Annotated in this window: 18 protein-coding genes; 4 read left to right on the forward strand and 14 right to left on the reverse strand. The window is 71.3% G+C overall.

What is annotated here, in order from left to right; all coding sequences use genetic code 11:
• Positions 1–67: 67 nt before the first annotated feature.
• The 6 genes from efeB to WAB15_RS21660 all read right to left on the reverse strand — a co-directional run bounded on the left by efeB (position 68) and on the right by WAB15_RS21660 (position 6,409).
• Complete coding sequence (efeB, locus tag WAB15_RS21635; protein WP_399145774.1) at positions 68–1,402, reverse strand: iron uptake transporter deferrochelatase/peroxidase subunit; 1,335 nt, start codon at positions 1,400–1,402, stop codon at positions 68–70.
• Positions 1,402–3,435, reverse strand: coding sequence for a copper resistance protein CopC (locus tag WAB15_RS21640; protein WP_399145773.1), 2,034 nt, complete (start codon positions 3,433–3,435; stop codon positions 1,402–1,404). Before WAB15_RS21640 ends, efeB begins: the two co-directional genes overlap by 1 nt.
• Positions 3,436–3,495: 60 nt before the next feature.
• Positions 3,496–3,942: a copper chaperone PCu(A)C gene (locus WAB15_RS21645; protein ID WP_407287237.1), complete on the reverse strand. Its 447-nt coding sequence runs from the start codon at positions 3,940–3,942 to the stop codon at positions 3,496–3,498.
• Entirely contained in the window at positions 3,939–4,583 is a 645-nt protein-coding gene (locus tag WAB15_RS21650) for an SCO family protein (RefSeq protein ID WP_407287238.1), read from the reverse strand. The genes WAB15_RS21645 and WAB15_RS21650 overlap by 4 nt, the downstream gene beginning before the upstream one ends.
• A gap of 72 nt (positions 4,584–4,655) precedes the next feature.
• Complete coding sequence (locus WAB15_RS21655; RefSeq protein ID WP_399145770.1) at positions 4,656–5,378, reverse strand: YcnI family protein; 723 nt, start codon at positions 5,376–5,378, stop codon at positions 4,656–4,658.
• A 131-nt stretch (positions 5,379–5,509) separates the two neighbouring features.
• Positions 5,510–6,409 (reverse strand): hypothetical protein, encoded by a 900-nt coding sequence (locus tag WAB15_RS21660; protein WP_399145769.1) that lies wholly within the window; start codon positions 6,407–6,409, stop codon positions 5,510–5,512.
• Positions 6,410–6,656: 247 nt separating this feature from the next.
• Here WAB15_RS21660 and WAB15_RS21665 point away from each other — a divergent pair, with 247 nt between their 5' ends.
• The 3 genes from WAB15_RS21665 (at position 6,657) to WAB15_RS21675 (ending at position 8,045) form a co-directional block, all read left to right on the forward strand.
• Positions 6,657–7,154, forward strand: coding sequence for an ATP-binding protein (locus WAB15_RS21665; protein ID WP_407287239.1), 498 nt, complete (start codon positions 6,657–6,659; stop codon positions 7,152–7,154).
• A gap of 266 nt (positions 7,155–7,420) precedes the next feature.
• Entirely contained in the window at positions 7,421–7,654 is a 234-nt protein-coding gene (locus tag WAB15_RS21670) for a hypothetical protein (RefSeq protein WP_407287240.1), read from the forward strand.
• A 148-nt stretch (positions 7,655–7,802) separates the two neighbouring features.
• Complete coding sequence (locus tag WAB15_RS21675) at positions 7,803–8,045, forward strand: hypothetical protein (protein ID WP_399145765.1); 243 nt, start codon at positions 7,803–7,805, stop codon at positions 8,043–8,045.
• A 93-nt stretch (positions 8,046–8,138) separates the two neighbouring features.
• Here the strand turns inward: WAB15_RS21675 and WAB15_RS21680 are convergent, their stop codons facing one another.
• The 6 genes from WAB15_RS21680 to WAB15_RS21705 form a co-directional block, all read right to left on the reverse strand.
• Positions 8,139–8,342 carry a ferredoxin gene (locus tag WAB15_RS21680; RefSeq protein WP_407287241.1) on the reverse strand — a complete coding sequence of 68 codons (204 nt, stop codon included), beginning with the start codon at positions 8,340–8,342 and terminating at the stop codon, positions 8,139–8,141.
• A gap of 4 nt (positions 8,343–8,346) precedes the next feature.
• Positions 8,347–9,588: a cytochrome P450 gene (locus WAB15_RS21685; RefSeq protein WP_407287242.1), complete on the reverse strand. Its 1,242-nt coding sequence runs from the start codon at positions 9,586–9,588 to the stop codon at positions 8,347–8,349.
• Positions 9,589–9,681: 93 nt separating this feature from the next.
• The gene (locus WAB15_RS21690) at positions 9,682–10,473 is read right to left on the reverse strand and encodes an ABC transporter permease (RefSeq protein ID WP_399145762.1); all 792 of its coding nucleotides are present in this window, start codon (positions 10,471–10,473) and stop codon (positions 9,682–9,684) included.
• Positions 10,470–11,486 (reverse strand): ATP-binding cassette domain-containing protein, encoded by a 1,017-nt coding sequence (locus WAB15_RS21695; RefSeq protein ID WP_399146085.1) that lies wholly within the window; start codon positions 11,484–11,486, stop codon positions 10,470–10,472. The genes WAB15_RS21690 and WAB15_RS21695 overlap by 4 nt, the downstream gene beginning before the upstream one ends.
• A gap of 120 nt (positions 11,487–11,606) precedes the next feature.
• Positions 11,607–12,443: a DUF4097 family beta strand repeat-containing protein gene (locus WAB15_RS21700; protein ID WP_407287243.1), complete on the reverse strand. Its 837-nt coding sequence runs from the start codon at positions 12,441–12,443 to the stop codon at positions 11,607–11,609.
• Positions 12,444–12,544: 101 nt separating this feature from the next.
• Positions 12,545–13,069 carry an Arc family DNA-binding protein gene (locus WAB15_RS21705; RefSeq protein ID WP_399145759.1) on the reverse strand — a complete coding sequence of 175 codons (525 nt, stop codon included), beginning with the start codon at positions 13,067–13,069 and terminating at the stop codon, positions 12,545–12,547.
• A gap of 648 nt (positions 13,070–13,717) precedes the next feature.
• On the opposite strand from WAB15_RS21705, the gene WAB15_RS21710 reads away from it, so the two are divergent.
• Positions 13,718–14,368 (forward strand): TetR/AcrR family transcriptional regulator C-terminal ligand-binding domain-containing protein, encoded by a 651-nt coding sequence (locus tag WAB15_RS21710; protein WP_407287244.1) that lies wholly within the window; start codon positions 13,718–13,720, stop codon positions 14,366–14,368.
• A gap of 35 nt (positions 14,369–14,403) precedes the next feature.
• Here WAB15_RS21710 and WAB15_RS21715 read toward each other — a convergent pair whose 3' ends face one another.
• Both WAB15_RS21715 and WAB15_RS21720 read right to left on the reverse strand, forming a co-directional pair.
• Positions 14,404–15,870 carry an aminopeptidase P family protein gene (locus tag WAB15_RS21715; RefSeq protein WP_407287245.1) on the reverse strand — a complete coding sequence of 489 codons (1,467 nt, stop codon included), beginning with the start codon at positions 15,868–15,870 and terminating at the stop codon, positions 14,404–14,406.
• Positions 15,871–16,021: 151 nt separating this feature from the next.
• Complete coding sequence (locus WAB15_RS21720) at positions 16,022–17,596, reverse strand: PP2C family protein-serine/threonine phosphatase (protein WP_407287246.1); 1,575 nt, start codon at positions 17,594–17,596, stop codon at positions 16,022–16,024.
• Positions 17,597–17,963: the final 367 nt, after the last annotated feature.

The raw sequence follows: 17,963 nt of genomic DNA on the forward strand, positions 1-17,963 counted from the left end.
CCGGGGACAGCCGCCGCGGACAGGCTCTTAGGACGGCCGCCAGGTGATCACCCTCGCCGCCGGGGGATCACCCCTCCAGCAGCGGCCGGCCCACGTAGTCGCCCGGTTCCGCGGCCGGCGGCACCGCGAACAGCCCGCTCGCCTCGTGCCGCAGGAACGGCGACAGCGCGTCCCCGCGGTCCAGCTTCCGCTGGATCTGGGTGAAGGCGCGCAGCGGGTCGGCCTGCCAGCAGACGAACAGCAGCCCGGCGTCCGGGGCGCCGTCCTCGCGGTAGCCGTCGTGGAAGGAGAACGGGCGGCGCAGCATCGCCGCTCCCTGGTTGGATTCCGGCGCCGCGATGCGGGCGTGCGCGTTGGCCGGGATGACCGGCAGCCCGTCCGGGCCATTCGCGTCCAGCCGCATCGGGGTGGTCTCCGAGCCGCCGGTCAGCGGTGCCCCGTTGTCCTTGCGACGCCCGATGACCCGCTCCTGCTCGTGCCGGGAGCGCTTCTCCCAGTCGTCCAGCAGCATCCGGATCCGGCGGACGACGGCGTACGACCCGCCGCGCATCCACTGCTGCTCGGTGTCCCGCCCCACGAAGATCCGCTGGTCGAAGTCCTCGTCCGACGGCTTGGGGTTGTTGGTGCCGTCGACCTGGCCCATCAGGTTGCGGGCGGTCATCGGGTGTGTGGTGGCGCCCGGCGTGCGGTTGAAGCCGTTCATCTGCCAGCGCAGCCGGGCGCTGCCGGCCGCGTCCTTCTGCAGCGCCCGCAGCGCGTGGAAGGCGACGAGTGCGTCGTCGGCGCCTATCTGGATCCACAGATCGCCGTTGCTGCGCCCGGGGTCCAGCGCGTCCGCGGAGAAGTCGGGCAGCGGGTCGAGCTGTACGGGGCGCCGCTTCGCAAGGCCCGTACGGCCGAAGAAGCTGTGGCCGAAGCCGAAGGTGACGGTCAGCGAGGACGGGCCGGCGTCCAGGGCGATCCCGGTGTCGGCGTCCGGGGCGCGCCCGGCCATCAGCTCCTCGGCCGTCCGCGACCAGCGGCGCAGCAGCGCCGCCGCGGCCTTGCGGTCCGCGCCCGGCGCCAGGTCGAAGGCGGCGAGATGCCCGTTGGCCTGCAGCGGCGTGGTGATCCCCGCCTGGTGCCTGGCCCGCGCCGCCCGGAACGGCACCTCGGTCGACCCGAGGGTGGTGAGGGCCTTGGGCGTGTCCTCCTGGGAGGCGGAGGCGCCGATGGCGCCGCCGGCCCCGCCGACGACCAGCCCGGCCGCGCCGGCCGCGCCGACGGTGCCGAGCAGCCGGCGGCGGGAGAGCTCCATCGGGGCCTCGGCCCCGCCGGAGGACTCACTGGGGTTCTTCGACCCGCCGGCGGTCTTCGGGTCGGCGGCCCGGGGGTCGGCGGCCTGTTCGGTTCGCTTGCTCATCAGCCGATCTTCACGTTCTTGGTCTCGGTCACCTGGTCGATGTCGGAGGTCCGTACGAGCAGCGAGAGCTGCCACTGCCCGGGGACCGGCAGCTGGACGCCGCTCGCGCGCCAGTGGCCCTTGCCGATGTGCCGGGGGGAGAAGGGCAGCGGCCCGATCTTCTTGGACTTCTGGGTGAAGGAGACCTTCACCTCGGGAACGTCCATGGCCTTGCCCGACGGGTCGGAGAGCCGCAGCCGCAGCTCGTTGGCGTTGCCGCTGCTCCCGGGGTCGAGGTCGAGGCGGGCGGTGCCCTTGCCGCCCGCACCGCCGGTGTCGAACGGGATGGTCAGCACCTGCGGCTGGTTGGTCGCGGTGGACTGCCCGCCGGAAGCGGCCTTGACCGCCTCCTCCGTACGGGCCGGCTCGGTGGCGGTCAGCACCGTCGTGACCACCAGCAGGACGACGGCGACCGCCGCCTCGGCCAGGACCGACCGGCGCAGCCCCAGCCGCTCGGGGTCCGCGTCGCGCAGCCGCTTGGTCCGGGCGGTGCGCAAGGCGGTCCGCTGACGGGCCAGTTGAGCGGCGCGGGCGGCGTCCGGAGCGGGTCCGGCGGCCGGGTCCTCGTCGGACTCGGGCTCCGGGCCGTGGTCGGGGACGAGGGCGGGGACGGGCTCGCGGTCGGGCGCCTTCGTCACCTCGCCCAGGCGCCCCGTCCACCGCCGCGACACCGCGCCGATCCCGACGAGGACCATCACCAGGCCCACCTTGAGCAGCAGCAACCGCCCGTAGGAGGTGTCGGTGAGCGCGTGCCAGGTGCCGACCTGCCGCCAGGACTGATAGACGCCGGTGGCCACCAGTACCACCACGGAGCCGAACGCGATCCGCGAGAAGCGGCGTACGGCGGTCCGCTCGACCGGCGGCCCCCAGTACAGGGACACCACCAGCGCCGCCAGCCCGCCGAGCCAGGCGGCGACCGCGAGCAGATGCACCACGTCGACCGGCATCGCGATGGCGGGCTGCAGCCCGGTCGAGGCGTGTTCGGCCATCGCCCAGGTAGCGGCGAGCCCGGTCGCGACGATCACCCCGCCGATGCCCAGCCCGAAGGTGAGGTCCTTGCGCCGCTTGGCCTCCTCCGCGGGGTCCAGGGCCTTCCCGGCACCGTCGCCGGGCTCGTCGCCGGCGTCCGCGGTCCCGTCCTCCGCGGTCCCGTCCCCCTCGGCTTCCTCCTGCGCCGGCCCCGGTTCCTGCAGCCGCGCGTACGCCCCGAAGAGCACCGCGACGAACAGCGCCGCGGCCGCGAGCAGCAGCAGCCGGGAGACCAGCGCCGCGCCCGGCTTGGTGATCAGGACCTGCTGGAGGCCGCCGAGGTCGAAGACGTCGGCGAGATCACCGGAGCCGGTGTACGGGGTGCGTAGCAGCAGCATCGCGAGCGTGGTGGCGGTCAGCACCACCCAGCCCTGGACGACCAGCCGCTGCACCGACCGTACGAGCGCCGCGGCCGGCCGGCAGGCGACCACGAACGCGGCACCGCCGACCAGCAGCACGAACCCGGCGTAGGCCAGGTAGCGGGCGACGCCGTAGAGCGCGCCGACCAGCCCGCCGCCGACCTCCTGTTGGGGGAGCGCGGCCGCGGACTTGGAGGGCGCGCCGACGGAGAAGGTGAAGGCGCCGGAGACGGGGTGGCTGTCGGCGGAGACCGCCTGCCAGGCGACGGTGTACGTACCGTCGCGGAGCCCCGGCGGCAGCCCCGTGCCGAATTTGACGATGCTGCCGCTGCACAGGTTGCGCAGCTTGCCGCGGTCCACCCGTTTGCCCTGCGGATCCAGGACCCGGATGGAGTCGTCGCTCATCGCCACGCCCTCGGAGAAGGTGAGCGTCACCTGCTCGGGTGCGCGGTCCACCACCGAACCCTGCGCCGGCGTGCTGCCGGTCAGCGCGGCGTGCGCGGACGCCGGGGCGGCGGCGGCGAACAGCGCGCCGGCCAGCGCCACCGCGACGACCAGCAGCCGTAGCGCGGCGGACCGTCGCGTCCGCAGCCCGGTGGTGACCATAGTGATCGCTCCCTTCAACTGCCGTGTGAGTGCTGGTGCCGTGAACTTCTGTGCCGCCCGTTACTTCTTCGGCTGGTAGTCGGCGGCCTTGACCGGGAGGTCCACGTCGACGGGCTCGGCGTGGGCGAACTGCAGCTGGACGCGGATGACGTCGCTCTTGGCCGGCTTGTGCTTCATGCCCATGAGCATCAGGTGGTTGCCGCCGCGTTCGAGCCTGAGTTCGCCGCCCGCCGGTATGGGCAGGGACTCGACCTGCTCCATCTTGTTGCCGGCCGTCTTGTGGATCGTGACGCTCTTGGCCTCGTTGGTGGTGACCGCGGTGAGCTTGTCGGCCGCGCCGCTGTTCTTGATCGTGAGGAACCCGCCGGCCATGTCCTGGGTGACCGGCTGCGGCATGTAGGCGCCCTCGACCGTCATCTGCGGGTCGGATTCCCCGGTGCCGCAGCCCGCGAGGGCGAGAGAGGCGGTCAGGGCGAGGGCGGCGGTGAGGGCGGTGCGGCGGTTCACGGGTTCTGTCCCTTGATGATCTTCGGAAGTGCGGCGGTGTAGTTGTCGGAGGTGGCTTCCTGCATGCCCATCCAGTGGATCTTGTCGTCCTTGGGGGAGCTCAACAGGACCTGCGCGCCATGGGTGGAGACCACATCGCCGTTCTTCTTCTTGACCGGCTTCTCGATCCCGATGTTCACGCTGCGCGCGCCCGCCTGGATGGTGTCGAACGCGCCGGACAGCCCGACGAAGTCCTTGTTGATGCCGGCGAGCCACTTCTTGAGCGCCGCCGGGGTGTCGCGCTCCGGGTCGGAGGTGACGAACACGACCCGCAGGTCCTTCTGCTCGGCCTTGGGCAGCTGCTTCACGGCGACGGCGATGTTGGACATCGTCAGCGGGCAGACGTCCGGGCAGTTGGTGTAGCCGAAGTAGATCAGCGTCGGGTGGCCCTTGGTCCGCGCCAGCAGGTCGTACTTCTTGCCGTCGGTGCCGGTCAGGACCAGATCGGGCTTCTCCAGCGGGTTGTCGAGGGTGACGATCGGCTTGGCGGTCGTCCCGCCGGAGACGGTCGCGGCGGGCTTGTTCTCGTCGCCGCCGCAGGCGGTCAGGCTGAGGGCCGCGGTCGCCGCGAGGGCGGACGCGAGCAGGGTCCTTCTATGCATTGCAGATAAATCCCATACGTTCTTCCGAGGGGGTGCCGGGCCGGCGCGGGTCGGGCGCCGGCCCCGCGGTGGTCAGGCGCTGCGCCGCCGGCCGGCGAACACACCGAAGCCGACTCCGGCGATGCCGACGACGATGCCGATGACGCCCAGGACACGCGCCGTGGTGTCGCTGGCGGACGTCTCCGCGGCGGCCGTGGTCATCTTGGCGTCGCTCTTGGCGCCGGCGTGCTTCGCTCCGGAGGTGCCGTGGCCGTCGTCCTCGGCCGCGGTGAGCTTGAGCACCGGCGCCGGGTTCTCCGGCTCCTCGGCGCCCTCCTTCGTCGGCTCGATCCAGCGCACGACGTCCTTGTCGTCGTACGTCTGGAGGGCCTTGAAGACGAGTTCGTCGGCGTCCTCGGGCAGCTGCCCGACGGAGACCGGGAACTGCTGGAACTGGCCGGGCTCGACGCCCTTGCCCTCGGCGGTCCAAGTGATCTTCGAGGGTGCCTCGTTGATCTTCTCGCCGTGCATCTCGATCGGCTTGGCGAGCTTGGACTTGGTGACCGAGACCTTCCAGCCGGGCACCGGCTGCGGCATGGCGGACGCCAACGGGTGGTCGGTCGGCAGCGTCACTTCCAGCTTCACCGTCGAGGCGTCGTCCCGCTCATTGGGCACCTTGAAGTTGACGACCGCATAGCCGCCCTTGGGAGCCTCGCCGGGCTGCACGCTGACGTGCGCGAAGGCCGGGCCGGCGAGCAGCAGCACGCTGCCGGCCGCGACGCCGCCCACGAGCGAAAGGCGGGAAAACTTGGACATACGAGACGTCTTCGACATCAGAACACTCCACAGGAAGAGGAAAAACACGGGTGACGGTGGTGGGGCGGCGCGCGCACGGCGACGGCGCACCAGCCCGTGACCCGTCCTGTGGGAGCGTGCTGTGCGCGACGTCAGGCCGCGAGGGCCAGGGCGGCCGGGGAGGGGGGTCCTCGCCTGACGACACTGTGGTGGAGTGCGGGGTCCTTCGGGCCGGGTTTGTCATCCCCGTACGAAACGGGGGCGCGCAGCGCATCATCGTGCGCCGTACCGAGGCCCGTGAGCAGGGCGCGGACCAGCGCGAGCGCCCCGCGCAGCGCACCCATCAGCGCCACTACGGTGATCTCATACGCCGCCGGAGCCGACAGCCGGACCAGTCGCCACAGTGCCGCCTCGCCCCGCCGCAGCAGCCAGCCGAGGGCGAGCGCGGCGAGCAGATGCCCCAACAGCATGGGCACCGACGGCACCACGCAGTGCGCCATGGTCAGGTCGCCGGCGGCCGCGCCACCGGCCGCTCCGTGTCCGGCCGGTGCGGCGACGGAGGCGGTGTCGAAGCCGGACGAGCCGAGGATCCGCCGCGCCTGGTCGCCGTCCACCCGTCCCGCACCGAGCCCGCAGGTCATGTGTCGAACGAGCGCGATCGCCGCCGAATCGGACAGCGCACCACCGAAGCCGCTACCGGCCCGGCCGCTCGTCGTCAGCCCCGCCATGCCCGCCATATCGGTCATCGCCGCCATGCGGGACGCCGGAAGTGCGGGTGCCTGCCCCCACGTGAACAGCGAGTGCAGTACGAGCTGGCCCACCGCGAGCCCCGCCGCGATCCCCGGCAGCGAGCGTTCCCGCCCGGCCAACGGGGCCGCCACCGCGAACACCACGGCGGCCGCGACACCCAGCGTCCACAGCGGGACGGTCGCGCACGACGCGATCATGTGCCCGGCCGCGGACAGCGCGACGCAGACCGCGGTGAAGACCGCAGCCCTCAGCAGCCGCAGGTCGGCGGCTGCGCGCGTGGCGGGGGCGGGTGGGGCAGACATGGCCGCGCCATCATCCCACTGCCCTTACCCGCCGCCTACGGCAGGGCGGTGGCGAAGGGGCGCCTTCCAGGGCGTCAAGGGTGGCAGGCGGGGCGCGCGACGGCGCGTACGCGGCGCTTCACCTACACCGATGCGCTCAGTCTTCGCATCCGCCGAATGAGCGGTATCACGTCCCGGACATGCTTACGGACCTTGTGGCACGGCAATAGGTAACGATATGTCGAGCCGCGGCCAGGAGGCTGGAGCGATGAGCATCTGGTGGTCACTCCACTTGCGGCGTGAGGCGGCAAGCGTGCCGCTCGCCCGTCGCCTGTTGCTGGGCACGATGGAGACTGCGGGCGTCGACCCGGACATCTGTTACGACCTGTCGGTGGCCCTCTCCGAAGCCTGCGCCAACGCCGTCGAACACGGCGGGGACACCGCGACAGAGGACTACAGGGTCACGGCCTTCATCGACGGCGACACCTGCCGCATCGAAGTCACCGACTCGGGTCCCGGCTTCCACGGCACCTCCGTACCTCCCGCCCCTCCCCATACCGCCGAGGACCGCGCCTCCACGCCGGCCCCCGTGCCCACCCCCGCGCAGGCTCCCGTGTTTGCCGAGGAAGGCCGGGGGCTCTTTCTGATCGAGGCCCTCACCGACCACGTCCGCTACCGCAACCGCATGGGCCGCCCCGGCGCGATCGTCAGCTTCGACAAGATCCTCAAGTGGCGGGACGGGGCGGCGCTGCCGATGGCGTCGTGAGCGGTCGGGCGGCGCGGGGAACTGGGCGTCGACCTATGGAAACCGGCTGCTCTGTGACGGTCGTGACCGTTTCCTCACGGATGCTCTGGGTAGATCCCTGGGGAGAACTTTCGGGTCGTTGAGTCCACTCGAACGGCCCGACGACTCGACGAGGCGGGGGCCGGAGCATGAGTGACACGTCATTACCGCATCCGAAAAGCGGAGCGGCTGATGAGGCCACGAACACCTCAGGGGCACCGGGCGAGTCCGCACCGGATCGCCCCAAGGTGAAGCGGATCGCTCTCAAGCCACCTGCCCCCGGACCGCTACCGGAGCGCGAGCGCGAGGGCGATGAGCAGCGCGACCCGCTCGACTCACTGCTGGAGAGGGTCCGCCAAGGCGAGACGGTCGCCGTGCCCGGAGGGAAGCAGGAGAGCGGCGATCGGGACCTCCGCGAGGAGGAGTGGCGCGCCCACGACAGCACCGGCCCGTACGGCCAACGACGTCGGCGCCGGAACTGATCAACCTCCGATCAACCCCTGATCCGGCACTGGCTCGGCACTGCCTCGGCCGCCCGGGGCCCCCGGGAGCGGGCCTGCCGAGGGGCTTGCCATTCGCCTCGTCCCGTGCTGCCCTGGTGAGTCAAGTGGCCTATACCTAGGGGGAGTTGTGGCTACGTTCAGGAATGCCTGCGGCGAGTGCCGCTACATCACACCCTGGCTCAAGGAATCCGAGGCGGAACGCCGGATCATCGAGCACTACGCCCGCCACCATCCGGATGTCGTACCGGGCGGCGCCCAGCAGATCAACGGAGGCGGCAACGGCGGCGGAGGCGGCTGCGGCGGCTGCGGTGCCATCGCACTCGGCTTCATCGTCCTGCTCATCATCATCAGCTTGGCCAGCCAGAAGTAGCGCGGGCGCGCCGGAACGGTGGACCTCCCCGGACGGACAAGGCCCAGGTCCGGAGACCTGGGCCTTGGGCCGACCGCGGGAGGAACTGTCGGGCTACCGCTCGCTCGCGGCGATGGCTGCGGCGGGGCAGAAGCCGGCGGCCTGGCGGACTGCGGTGGTGTGGGCGGTGGACGGCTCGGGGGTGAGGAGCAGGACCCGGCCGTCCTCGTCGTCCTGGTCGAAGACCTCGGGGGCGGTCAGTGCGCACATCCCGGCGCCTACACAGCGGTCGCGGTCGATGCTGATGGTGAGGGCCATCGGGCTACTCCTTGTCCCAGGTGACCGGGAGCTGGTGCACCCCGTAGATGTTCGAGAAGGTGCGCAGCGGGACCTCGTCGGCCGGGATGGCCAGGCGCAGCGAGGGGAAGCGGGTGACGAGCGCCGGAAGGGCGACGCGCATCTCGACGCGGGCCAGTTGCTGGCCGAGGCACTGGTGGATGCCGTGGCCGAAGCCCAGATGTCCGGTGGCCTTGCGGTGCAGGTCGAGGCTGTCGGGGTCGGGGAAGCGCTGCGGGTCGCGGTTGGCGGCCTCCATGGACATCGTGACCGTCTCGCCGGCCTTGATCAGCTGCCCGTCCAGCTCGACGTCCTCCAGCGCGGACTTGATGGTGGTGTGGGCGATGGTCAGGTAGCGCATCAGCTCCTCGACGGCCTTGTCGGCGAGGTCCGGATCGTCGCGCAGGGCGGCGAACTGGTCCGGGTTGCTCAGCAGGGCGAAGGTGCCGTGCGCGATCATGTTGGCGGTGGTGTCGAGGCCCGCGCCGAGCAGGAAGGCGCCCACGCCGGTGAGTTCCTCGTCGGTGAGGTCGCTGGTGGTCAGATCGCTGAGCAGGTCGTCGGTGGGCTCGGCGCGCTTGGCCAGGACCAGGGCGTGCAGATACTCCCCCATCCCGGTCATGGCGGCCATCCGCTCCTCGTCGGTGGACCTGCGGTCGGTCATCGTGTGCGTCTGTCGCTGGAAGGTCTCCCGGTCGGACGAGGGGACGCCGAGCAGTTCACAGATCATCAGGGCCGGTATGGGTTGGGCGAAGGCCTTCACCAGGTCCACCGGGCCGCCGTCGCGTGCCATGGCGTCCAGGTGCTCCGCGGTGATCTCCTCCACACGGTCGGTCAGGGCGCGCATCCGCCGGACCGTGAACTTGCCGGCGAGCAGCTTGCGGAAGCGGGTGTGCTCGGGGGCGTCCATGCCGGTCATGTCGCCGACCGGCGCCGGGGGCAGGCCGCCTTCGGGGCCGCCGGGCAGCGGGTAGTGGAGGAGCTCGTACCGTGAGCTGAAACGGGGGTCGGCGAAGATCGCGCGGACCGTGGAGTAGCCGGTGGCCAGCCAGCCCACGTGGCCGTCGGGGTAGGTCATCCGGCGGAGCGGCTGCTCCTCGCGGAGCTGCGCCAGCTCGGCGGGCGGGGCGAAGGGGCAGCCCGAGGGGCGGTTGATCGGCAGCTCGGAGAGCGGTGCCAGGTCCCCTGCGGTCGTCTCGGGCGCGTTCGTCGACGGTTCGTTGTGCATGGTGTCCTCCGGTACTGGGTCAGCCGCGGTGGGCTAAGGCGTGGTGGTCGGGGCCGTGCGCGAGGGTGCGAAGTCGCTTGTGTGGTGCGGCGGTCACCGCTTGGCGTCCCGGTTGAAGGCCGAGCGCGCCCACAGGTAGCCGACGAGGGCGAGGCCGACGCACCAGGCGAGTGCGGCGATCCCGCTGTTGCCGATCTCGGTGCCCATGAGCAGGCCGCGCAGCGTCTCGATGACGGGGGTGAAGGGCTGGTACTCGGCGAACCAGCGCAGCCCGGTGGGCATCGACTCCGGCGGGACGATGGCGCTGCCGAGGAAGGGCAGGAACGTCAGCGGCATGGGCATGTTGCTGGCGGTCTCGACGTTCTTGGCGATCAGGCCCATGGCGGCGGACAGCCAGGTCAGCGCCAGGATGAGCAGGACCATGACGCCGAGGAAGGCGAGCCACTCCACGGCGGTGGCGTTGGGACGGAAACCCATCAGCAGCGCGACGCCGACCACCAGCGCGACGCTGAACAGCGTCTGGATGACACTGCCGACGACATGACCGGTCAGGAACGAGGCGCGGGAGATCGACATCGTCCGGAAGCGGTTGACGATGCCCTCGGTCATGTCGGAGCAGACGCTGATGGCGGTGGACAGGGCGCCGGAGGTCGCGGCCATCAGGATGATGCCGGGCGCGACGTAGTCGATGTACTCACCGCCGCCGGTGGGCATACCGCCGATCCCGCTGCCCAGGGCGCCGCCGAAGACGTAGTTGAACAGCAGCAGCATCACCAGGGGCATCGCGACGACCGAGACCGTCATGGACGGGTACCGCAGCGCGTGCTTGAGGTTGCGCCGCAGCATCGTCATGGAGTCGCTGACGGCGTAGGACAGGGAGCTCATCGGACGCTCTCCTTCTGGGAGTCGGCCCCGGCGCCCGACTGGGCCTGGCCGGTGAGGGTGAGGAAGACATCGTCGAGATCGGGCGTGTGCACCGTGAGGGACTCGGCCTTGACCGACGCGTTGTCCAGGACATCGAGGACGGCGCGCAGGGTGGGGATGTCGCCGTCGCTGGGGATGTGCAGGGTGAGTTCTTCGTTGTCGCGGGCGGCGGAGGCGAAGAGGGCCGCGGCCGTTTCGAGGCGGTCGGCGTCGCCGAAGCGCAGGCGGATGTGGCCGCCGGGGATCAGGCGCTTCAGCTCGTCGGCGGTGCCCTCGGCGACCAGCTTGCCGTGGTCGAGTACGGCGATACGGTCGGCGAGTTGGTCGGCCTCCTCCAGGTACTGCGTGGTGAGGAAGATCGTGACGCCGTCGTCGGCGACCAGGCCGCGGATGATCTCCCACATGGTGCGGCGGCTGCGCGGGTCCAGGCCGGTGGTGGGCTCGTCGAGGAAGATGATGCGCGGATCGCCGACCAGGGTCATCGCGAGGTCGAGCTTGCGCCGCATACCGCCCGAGAAAGTGGTGACCGGCTTCTTGGCCGCCTCGGTCAGCTCGAAGCGGTGCAGCAGTTCCGCGGCGCGCCGGCGGCCCTCGCGGCGGGGCAGGTGCTGCAGGTCCGCCATCAGCATCAGGTTCTCGTGGGCGGTCAGCAGGTTGTCCACCGCCGCGAACTGGCCGGTGACGCCGATCGCGGCGCGTACGGCATCGACGTCGCCGGTCAGGTCGTGCCCGGCGATCCGCGCTTGGCCGGCGTCGGCGGAGATGAGGGTGGAGAGGATCTGGACGGTGGTGGTCTTGCCGGCGCCGTTGGGGCCGAGCAGCGCGAAGATCGTGCCTTCGGGGATGTGCAGGTCGATGCCGTCGAGCACCACTTTGTCGCCGAAGGACTTGGACAGTCCGGTGGCGGTGATCGCCGGTGCGGCGGTGGCCCGAGCCGGGCCGGGCGGGGGAGCGGCATAGGACGGGGTCTTCATGGGCATGACAGGTCACCCTCCGTGCTAGGTGGTGTGGTGGTTGGCGGGGAGCGGTGGATCGCGTGGCCGGGACCCTCCCGTGCCCCGAACGGGCAGGGGAGGTGCCCCCGGCTCAGGTGGTCAGGCGCGGCGGATGACGATGTCGCCGACGCCGGTGCGCCCGCGCACCTCGACCTTGTTGGCGGAGTCGCCGGGGCCCTCGGACGCGCCGAGGGAGTTGCGCATGGCGCCGACCTGGGTGTGCACGTCGAGCCAGGCGGCGGTCGACTCCCGGATACCGACTTCGAGATCGCCGATGGCGGACTGCAGCGTGATCTGACCACGCGTCACATCGCCGACCCGGATACCGCCGTTGGCGGCCTTGGCGTTGACCGAGGCGTGCGCGATGTCCACGGAGATGGCTCCGTTGGAGGAGTTCACCTTCAGATCACCGGTGATCTCGCCGAGCTCGGTGTCCCCGTTGCTGTTCTTGACGATCGCCGCGCCCGCGATCTCACCGACCTCGATCCGGCCCGCGCCGACGATCTCGGCGTCTCCCGTCACACGTGCCACGTTGATCCTGCCGTGGTCGGTCCTCAGGTTGGCGGCCGCCGCCTCGTCGACCTGGAGGGTGCCGAGCGAGGTCTTGAGCCGGCACTCTCCCAGGCGGCCTTCGCAGTGGAAGTCCCCCATGGGCGCGTTGCCCAGGACGTCCGAGTCGACCGGCAGCTCGACGAGCACGTCGACCGAGCCGGTCTTGCCGAACGGGGAGCGCTTCTTGGGCCCCTTGACCAGCAACGTGCCGCCCGAGCAGGTGACTTTGGTCTGCTCCGCGGTCCGTACGTCCAGCTCGTTGGTGGCGTTGGACGGCAGCACCTCGACGACCGTGTCGGTGCGCTTGCTCGCGATGATCCGGACCGACCCGATGTCGAACTCGACGGTGGCGGAGATCGGTTCGGGAGTGTCGAAATGTGGCATGGCTGTGCCGTCCTCTTGGCTGTGGTCTGCGTTCCCGCTGGTCAGGCGGGTGGATGAGTACTCGACCCGTGCGAGGTGCTGGCGTGCTGTGCGGTGGCGGTCTAGCGGACCCAGCCCGTGAAGCCCTGCTGGCCCCGGGAGCGGCGACCGGTCGGGCGGGGGCGCTCGCCGGGCTGCTCCAGGGAGGTGGCGACGGCCCGTACCAGCCAGGCGTTGACCGAGAGGCCCTCCTGGCCGGCGGCTTCCTCGACCCGGGTCTTGAGGTGGGCCGGGAGCCGGAAGTTGATGCGTGCGGTGCCGCCCTCGTCGGTGTCCACGGCAGGGACCGGCGGAGGCGCCGGGGCGCTCTCGGGCTCCGCGGCCTCCTCGAACACCCCGTGTCCCGGCGGCGGTGTCACCACGAACTCGGGGTCGAGCCCGCGCAGCCGTACGTCGACCGATCCCGGCGCCAGCTCACGGGTGACCTCCCCCATGGCGGCGGACAGGGCGTTCAGCAGGGTCAGCCGGGCGGCCGACTCCAGGGGTGTGGTGAGCCGCTCGGCCAGAGCGCGGGCTTCGTCTCCGCCGGCGTCCGCGGCGACCGCGAGCTCGTGCCGGAGATTGTCGACGTAGGGCGTGAGGTCCATAACGCCACTATGGCATCACGATGGCGCCATGGCAAGTCCTCGTGGCGCCACGGTGGCGTACGTGGTGCCATGGCGGCGCCATCGAGGTGTCGTGAGGGAGGTGTGCGGCCCTCCGGCGTGCGGGATTACGGGAAGTCATGGGGGTGTCCTGGCTGTTCGGGCGAGGGGGTGGCCCCGAGGGTGACACCACCCGAGGCTGCCGAGGCGCCTTCTGGGCATGGGTCGATGCCGAACGAACGGCGATGCCGGCGCCGTGGCGCCAGGCGTGGCGCGCGGGGCGCGGGTGTCGCGCGCGACGCTCGACGATGTGCCGCCGAGTCGACTCCCGTTGAACGGCTGCGCCAAGGGATGGCACTCCCGCCGCCCCGGTCCCTCGCCCTGAACGGCGGCCGGATCGTGGAGACCGGGCACTACAAGGAGTTGCCGCCGAGGGCTACCGTGGAGGTGTCAAACCGGGGCGAACGTCGGCAGTCTGACGACTGGCCGGAAATCACCCCGGGGCAGCGCGGTCTCGCGGTGGGAGGACCTCCCCCGCGGCGTCCCCTGTCCCTGCGAGACCAGCGCATACCAGGGCTAACGCGAAGCCAATCGCGTTAGTCTTTGTCGGACAATACTTGGCGTGAACCCGCACTGCAATACGGAGCCGTCGTGACGACAGCGCACCATGCCCCGGGCGCGACCCGGCCCGGCGGGCGTACGGCCCGCACCCGGCAGGCCGTACTGGCCGCCGTCTTACAGGAGTTGGACGACGGCGGCTTCGCCGAACTCACCATGGAAAAGGTCGCGCAGCGGTCGGGTATTCATGTCGCGACGCTCTACCGGCGCTGGCGCTGCGTCGAGGGGCTGGTCTGCGAGCTGCTGACCGACCTGAGCGCCGATGTGCCGCTGCCGGACACCGGCACACTGCCGGAGGATCTGCGGGTGCTGGCCCGCTCGATAAGCGCCTTCTACGGGGAGGCGCGGATGAGTCGGCTGATCGAGGCGGTGGTCTCCGCCGCCGCCCGCGACCCGCAGGCGGCCATGGTGCTGCGGTCCTTCTTCGACGAACGGCTGGTGCTGGCCGGCCAGATGGTGCGGCGGGCGGTCGAACGCGGCGAGCTGCCCCCGGAGACGGACCCGGAGGAGGTGCTGTCGGCCCTCGGCGCGCCCTTCTACTACCGGATCCTGATCTCCCGTCGCCCCGTCGACGCCGCCCTCGCCGAGTCCGCCGCCACCGCCGTATGGGCGGCGGCCCGCGCGGGCGCCTACGCGCGGCGGGCCGACGCCCCGTCATACGGGCCGTCTCCCGGCGACGCCTGAGGCCACCGGGAGACGGAACGGGGTTGTGCCGCGGACTACTTCGCGAGCAGGCCCGCCATCCACGCCTCGACCTCGTCCGACCGGCGCGGCAGCCCGGCCGAGAGGTTCCGGTTGCCGTCCTCGGTCACGAGGATGTCGTCCTCGATCCGGACGCCGATGCCGCGGAACTCCACGGGAACCGTCAGATCGTCCGCCTGGAAGTACAGGCCGGGCTCGACGGTCAGCACCATGCCGGGCTCCAGCGTGCCGTCGACGTACGCCTCGGTGCGGGCCGCGGCGCAGTCGTGGACGTCCAGGCCGAGCATGTGGCCGGTGCCGTGCAGGGTCCAGCGGCGCTGCAGCCCCAACTCCAGCACCCGCTCCACCGGGCCCTCGACCAGGCCCCACTCGACCAGCTTCTCGGTGAGCACCCGCTGCGCCGCGTCGTGGAAGTCGCGGTAGGCGGCGCCCGGCTTGACCGCCGCGATGCCCGCCTCCTGGGCCTCGTACACCGCGTCGTAGATCTTGCGCTGGAGGTCGGTGTAGCGGCCGTTGATCGGCAGGGTGCGAGTGACGTCGGCGGTGTAGAGGCTGGTGGTCTCCACGCCGGCGTCCAGCAGCAGCAGGTCGCCGGAGCGGACCTCGCCGTTGTTGCGGACCCAGTGCAGGGTGGTGGCGTGCGGGCCCGCGGCGCAGATCGAGCCGTAGCCGACGTCGTTGCCCTCGACGCGGGCGCGCAGGAAGAACGTGCCCTCGATGTAGCGCTCGCTGGTCGCCTCGGCCTTGTCCAGGACCCGTACGACGTCCTCGAAGCCGCGCACCGTGGAGTCCACGGCCTTCTGCAGCTCGCCGATCTCGAACTCGTCCTTGATCACCCGGGCCTCGGAGAGCTGGACCCGCAGCTCCTCGTCGCGCTCCGCGGTGACCTTGTCGGTCAGCGCGGCCTCGATGCCGGCGTCGTGGCCGCGCACCACGCGGACCGGGCCGGTGGCCTCCTTGAGCGTCTCGGCCAGCTCGCGCACGTCCTTGCAGGGGACGCCGAGCAGCGCCTCGGACTCGGCCAGGCTGTGGCGCCGGCCGACCCACAGCTCGCCCATGCCGTTGAGCCAGAACTCGCCGTTCTCGCGGTCGGAGCGGGGCAGCCGGTAGATCGTCGCGTCGTGGCCGTCGGCGCCCTTGCGGGGCTCCAGCACCAGGACGCTGTCGTCGGTCTGGTCGCCGGTGAGGTAGACGTACTCCGTCGAGGCGCGGAAGTCGTACTCGGTGTCGTTGGAGCGGGTCTTCAGATTGCCCGCCGGGATCACCAGGCGCTCGCCGGGGAAGCGCGCGGACAGTGCGGCGCGGCGGCGGGCGGCGTTCGGGGCCTGCTCGATCGGCTGCAGATCGCGCAGCTCGGTGTCGGCCCAACCGCCCTTCATGTTCTCCGCGAGCTCATCCGAGAGGCTCGGGTAAAGGCCGTTCTTGCGCTGCTTGATCGGCTGCTCGTCCTCGTCCGGGGTCTCCGGCGTGAGCTCGTCGGTCACTATGCCTCCTTTTAAGACTGCACCGCATTCCATCGTATGTGCGGATGGAATGCCGTCCAGGGGGAAGAAGGTGTGACTTCTCGGGCATTTAGGCCATGGGGCGCACGGTTTTGGAGGCGTTCCGCCGCGCTACTCCTTGTAGTGCGTCGCGCTACTCCTCGAAGTACGCGACCAGCAGCACCACGTCCTCCTCCGACGACTCGTCCTCCAGGCCCCGCGGCAGCATCGCGCGCACGATGTGGTCGGCCACCGCCTCCGGATCATGGCGGCTCGCCCGGGGGACGCCCGCGGCGGCGGCGTGCAGCCGGGCGAAGGCGCGGTCCATGGGCTCACCGGTGCGGTGCAGCAGCCCGTCGCTGTAGAGCAGCAGGGTCTCCCCGCCGGCCGGTTCGATCTCCACGCTCGGCGCTTCCCAGCAGCCCAGCATGCCCAGCGGCGCGGAGAGCGAGGTCTCCACGTACTCGGTCCGCAGATCGCCGAGGATCAGCGGCGGGCAGTGGCCGGCCCCGGCGAGCACCACCTTGCGGGCGAAGGGGTCGGTGATCCCGTCGGGCATCGGCGGTGCGGGCGGCCCGCCCGGCGCACCGGGAGGCGGCTCGGTGAAGGCGAACAGTGCGGTGGCGCTGCGCGCCGGCTCGGTCAGCCGCATCAGCAGTTCGAGGTCGGACAGGACCGCGACCGGGTCCTCGCCCTCCATGACCGCGTACGCGCGCAGCGACGCCCGCAGCCGCCCCATGGCGGCCACCGCGCTCGGGCCGGACCCGGTCACCGAGCCGATGGCCAGACCCAGCGCGCCGTCCGGCAGCGGCAGCGCGTCGTACCAGTCGCCGCCGCCGCGCGGCCCGGTGCTGTGCCGCGCCGCGAGGCGTACGCCGGGGATCCGCGGCAGCCGGCGCGGCAGCAGCTCCTCACGGAGGGTGCGGTTGGCCTGCCGGGTGCGGTGGAGTTCGAGGAGGCGGGCGAGGTGCTCGGCGGCGTGCGCGCGGTAGAGGCCGACGAGGTGGCGCTGGCGCTCGGTGGGCTCGGCCGGTTCGTCGTAGAGCCAGACCGCCGCGCCGGTACGGCCGATGGGGGCGGCGGTGAGCGGGACGGCGTAGCTGGCGGCGTAGCCGAGGCGGGCGGCGACCTCGCGCAGACGGGGGTCGAGGTCCTTCTCGCCGGGGATGTCGGGCTCGGCGATCTCGGAGGCGTCCTCGCCGTCGGCGCCCGGCTCGGGGAGGCCGTCCAGGATCCGGGCGTACGACAGGGCGCGGCGCGGGATGGTCTCGATGTGGCCGATCTCGGCGTGGCCCAGGCCGAGCCCGACAGTGGTCTCCGGGCCGAGTCCGTCGGCCGGTGCGAGCACGACCATGCCGCGGCGCGCGCCGACCAGTGAGGCGCCGGCCCGCAGCAGCTCATGGAGCGCGTCCTTGAGCGTGCGGGTGCGCGCGAGCTGTTCGAGCAGGTCGTGCAGGGTGCTCAGATCGGAGATCCAGCCGGCCAGCCGGTCCTGGATCGCAGTGAGTTGATCGATGGCGGAGGCTTCGGGGGAGGCGCCGGACGGGAGCGCGGCGGCGCCTTGGGGGGTGTCCGGAAGGGTGCCGGACGCGCCGTCGGATGAGGTGCCGGAGGGAGCGCGGACAGCGGCGTCCGCGGAGGTGTGGGCCACGCGCGGGTCCGTAGTGTGCGTGGGAGCGGGAAGAGCTGGCTCGATTCCAGCCACTTTCGGTACGTGTGGCGCGGTCATGGCCGACGGCCATCGTCGCGGCGGGAATTACCCCAGGTCAGGCGGGAGTTTGGTAGGGAGTGTGGCATTTCGTTGAGTGATGCTGTGCGGTACGTTTGGCCGCGCAAATTCGTCAATAGCATCGCAAACCCCCATGTCATGCTGCTCCGCTATCAATGCCTCCACATGTACACGCACCAGCGATGTGATGTCCAGCATTGTCCCGATGGGGTTTGTGGTGTCTGCGAGGTCTGTAGATTGGCCTGAAAACGGCCCCCTGAGCGTCAATTTGAGGTCGACTGACGGCGATCAGCAGCGCGTCATCACCACAGTGGCGGGTACGTAATCGGAAAGGTGCGGGGCCAGTTGGGGCCGCACCGGAACTCTC

Origin of the sequence: Streptomyces sirii (assembly GCF_045690365.1) — a bacterium.
GTDB classification, from domain to species: domain Bacteria; phylum Actinomycetota; class Actinomycetes; order Streptomycetales; family Streptomycetaceae; genus Streptomyces; species Streptomyces sirii.

Coding starts and splice junctions, on each gene's coding strand:
- efeB (WP_399145774.1), bottom strand. CDS start 1,402: ATGAGCAAGCGAACCGAACAGGCCGCCGACCCCCGGGCCGCCGACCCG.
- WAB15_RS21640 (WP_399145773.1), bottom strand. CDS start 3,435: ATGGTCACCACCGGGCTGCGGACGCGACGGTCCGCCGCGCTACGGCTG.
- WAB15_RS21650 (WP_407287238.1), bottom strand. CDS start 4,583: ATGCATAGAAGGACCCTGCTCGCGTCCGCCCTCGCGGCGACCGCGGCC.
- WAB15_RS21655 (WP_399145770.1), bottom strand. CDS start 5,378: ATGTCCAAGTTTTCCCGCCTTTCGCTCGTGGGCGGCGTCGCGGCCGGC.
- WAB15_RS21660 (WP_399145769.1), bottom strand. CDS start 6,409: ATGTCTGCCCCACCCGCCCCCGCCACGCGCGCAGCCGCCGACCTGCGG.
- WAB15_RS21665 (WP_407287239.1), top strand. CDS start 6,657: ATGAGCATCTGGTGGTCACTCCACTTGCGGCGTGAGGCGGCAAGCGTG.
- WAB15_RS21680 (WP_407287241.1), bottom strand. CDS start 8,342: ATGGCCCTCACCATCAGCATCGACCGCGACCGCTGTGTAGGCGCCGGG.
- WAB15_RS21685 (WP_407287242.1), bottom strand. CDS start 9,588: ATGCACAACGAACCGTCGACGAACGCGCCCGAGACGACCGCAGGGGAC.
- WAB15_RS21690 (WP_399145762.1), bottom strand. CDS start 10,473: ATGAGCTCCCTGTCCTACGCCGTCAGCGACTCCATGACGATGCTGCGG.
- WAB15_RS21695 (WP_399146085.1), bottom strand. CDS start 11,486: ATGAAGACCCCGTCCTATGCCGCTCCCCCGCCCGGCCCGGCTCGGGCC.
- WAB15_RS21700 (WP_407287243.1), bottom strand. CDS start 12,443: ATGCCACATTTCGACACTCCCGAACCGATCTCCGCCACCGTCGAGTTC.
- WAB15_RS21705 (WP_399145759.1), bottom strand. CDS start 13,069: ATGGACCTCACGCCCTACGTCGACAATCTCCGGCACGAGCTCGCGGTC.
- WAB15_RS21720 (WP_407287246.1), bottom strand. CDS start 17,596: ATGACCGCGCCACACGTACCGAAAGTGGCTGGAATCGAGCCAGCTCTT.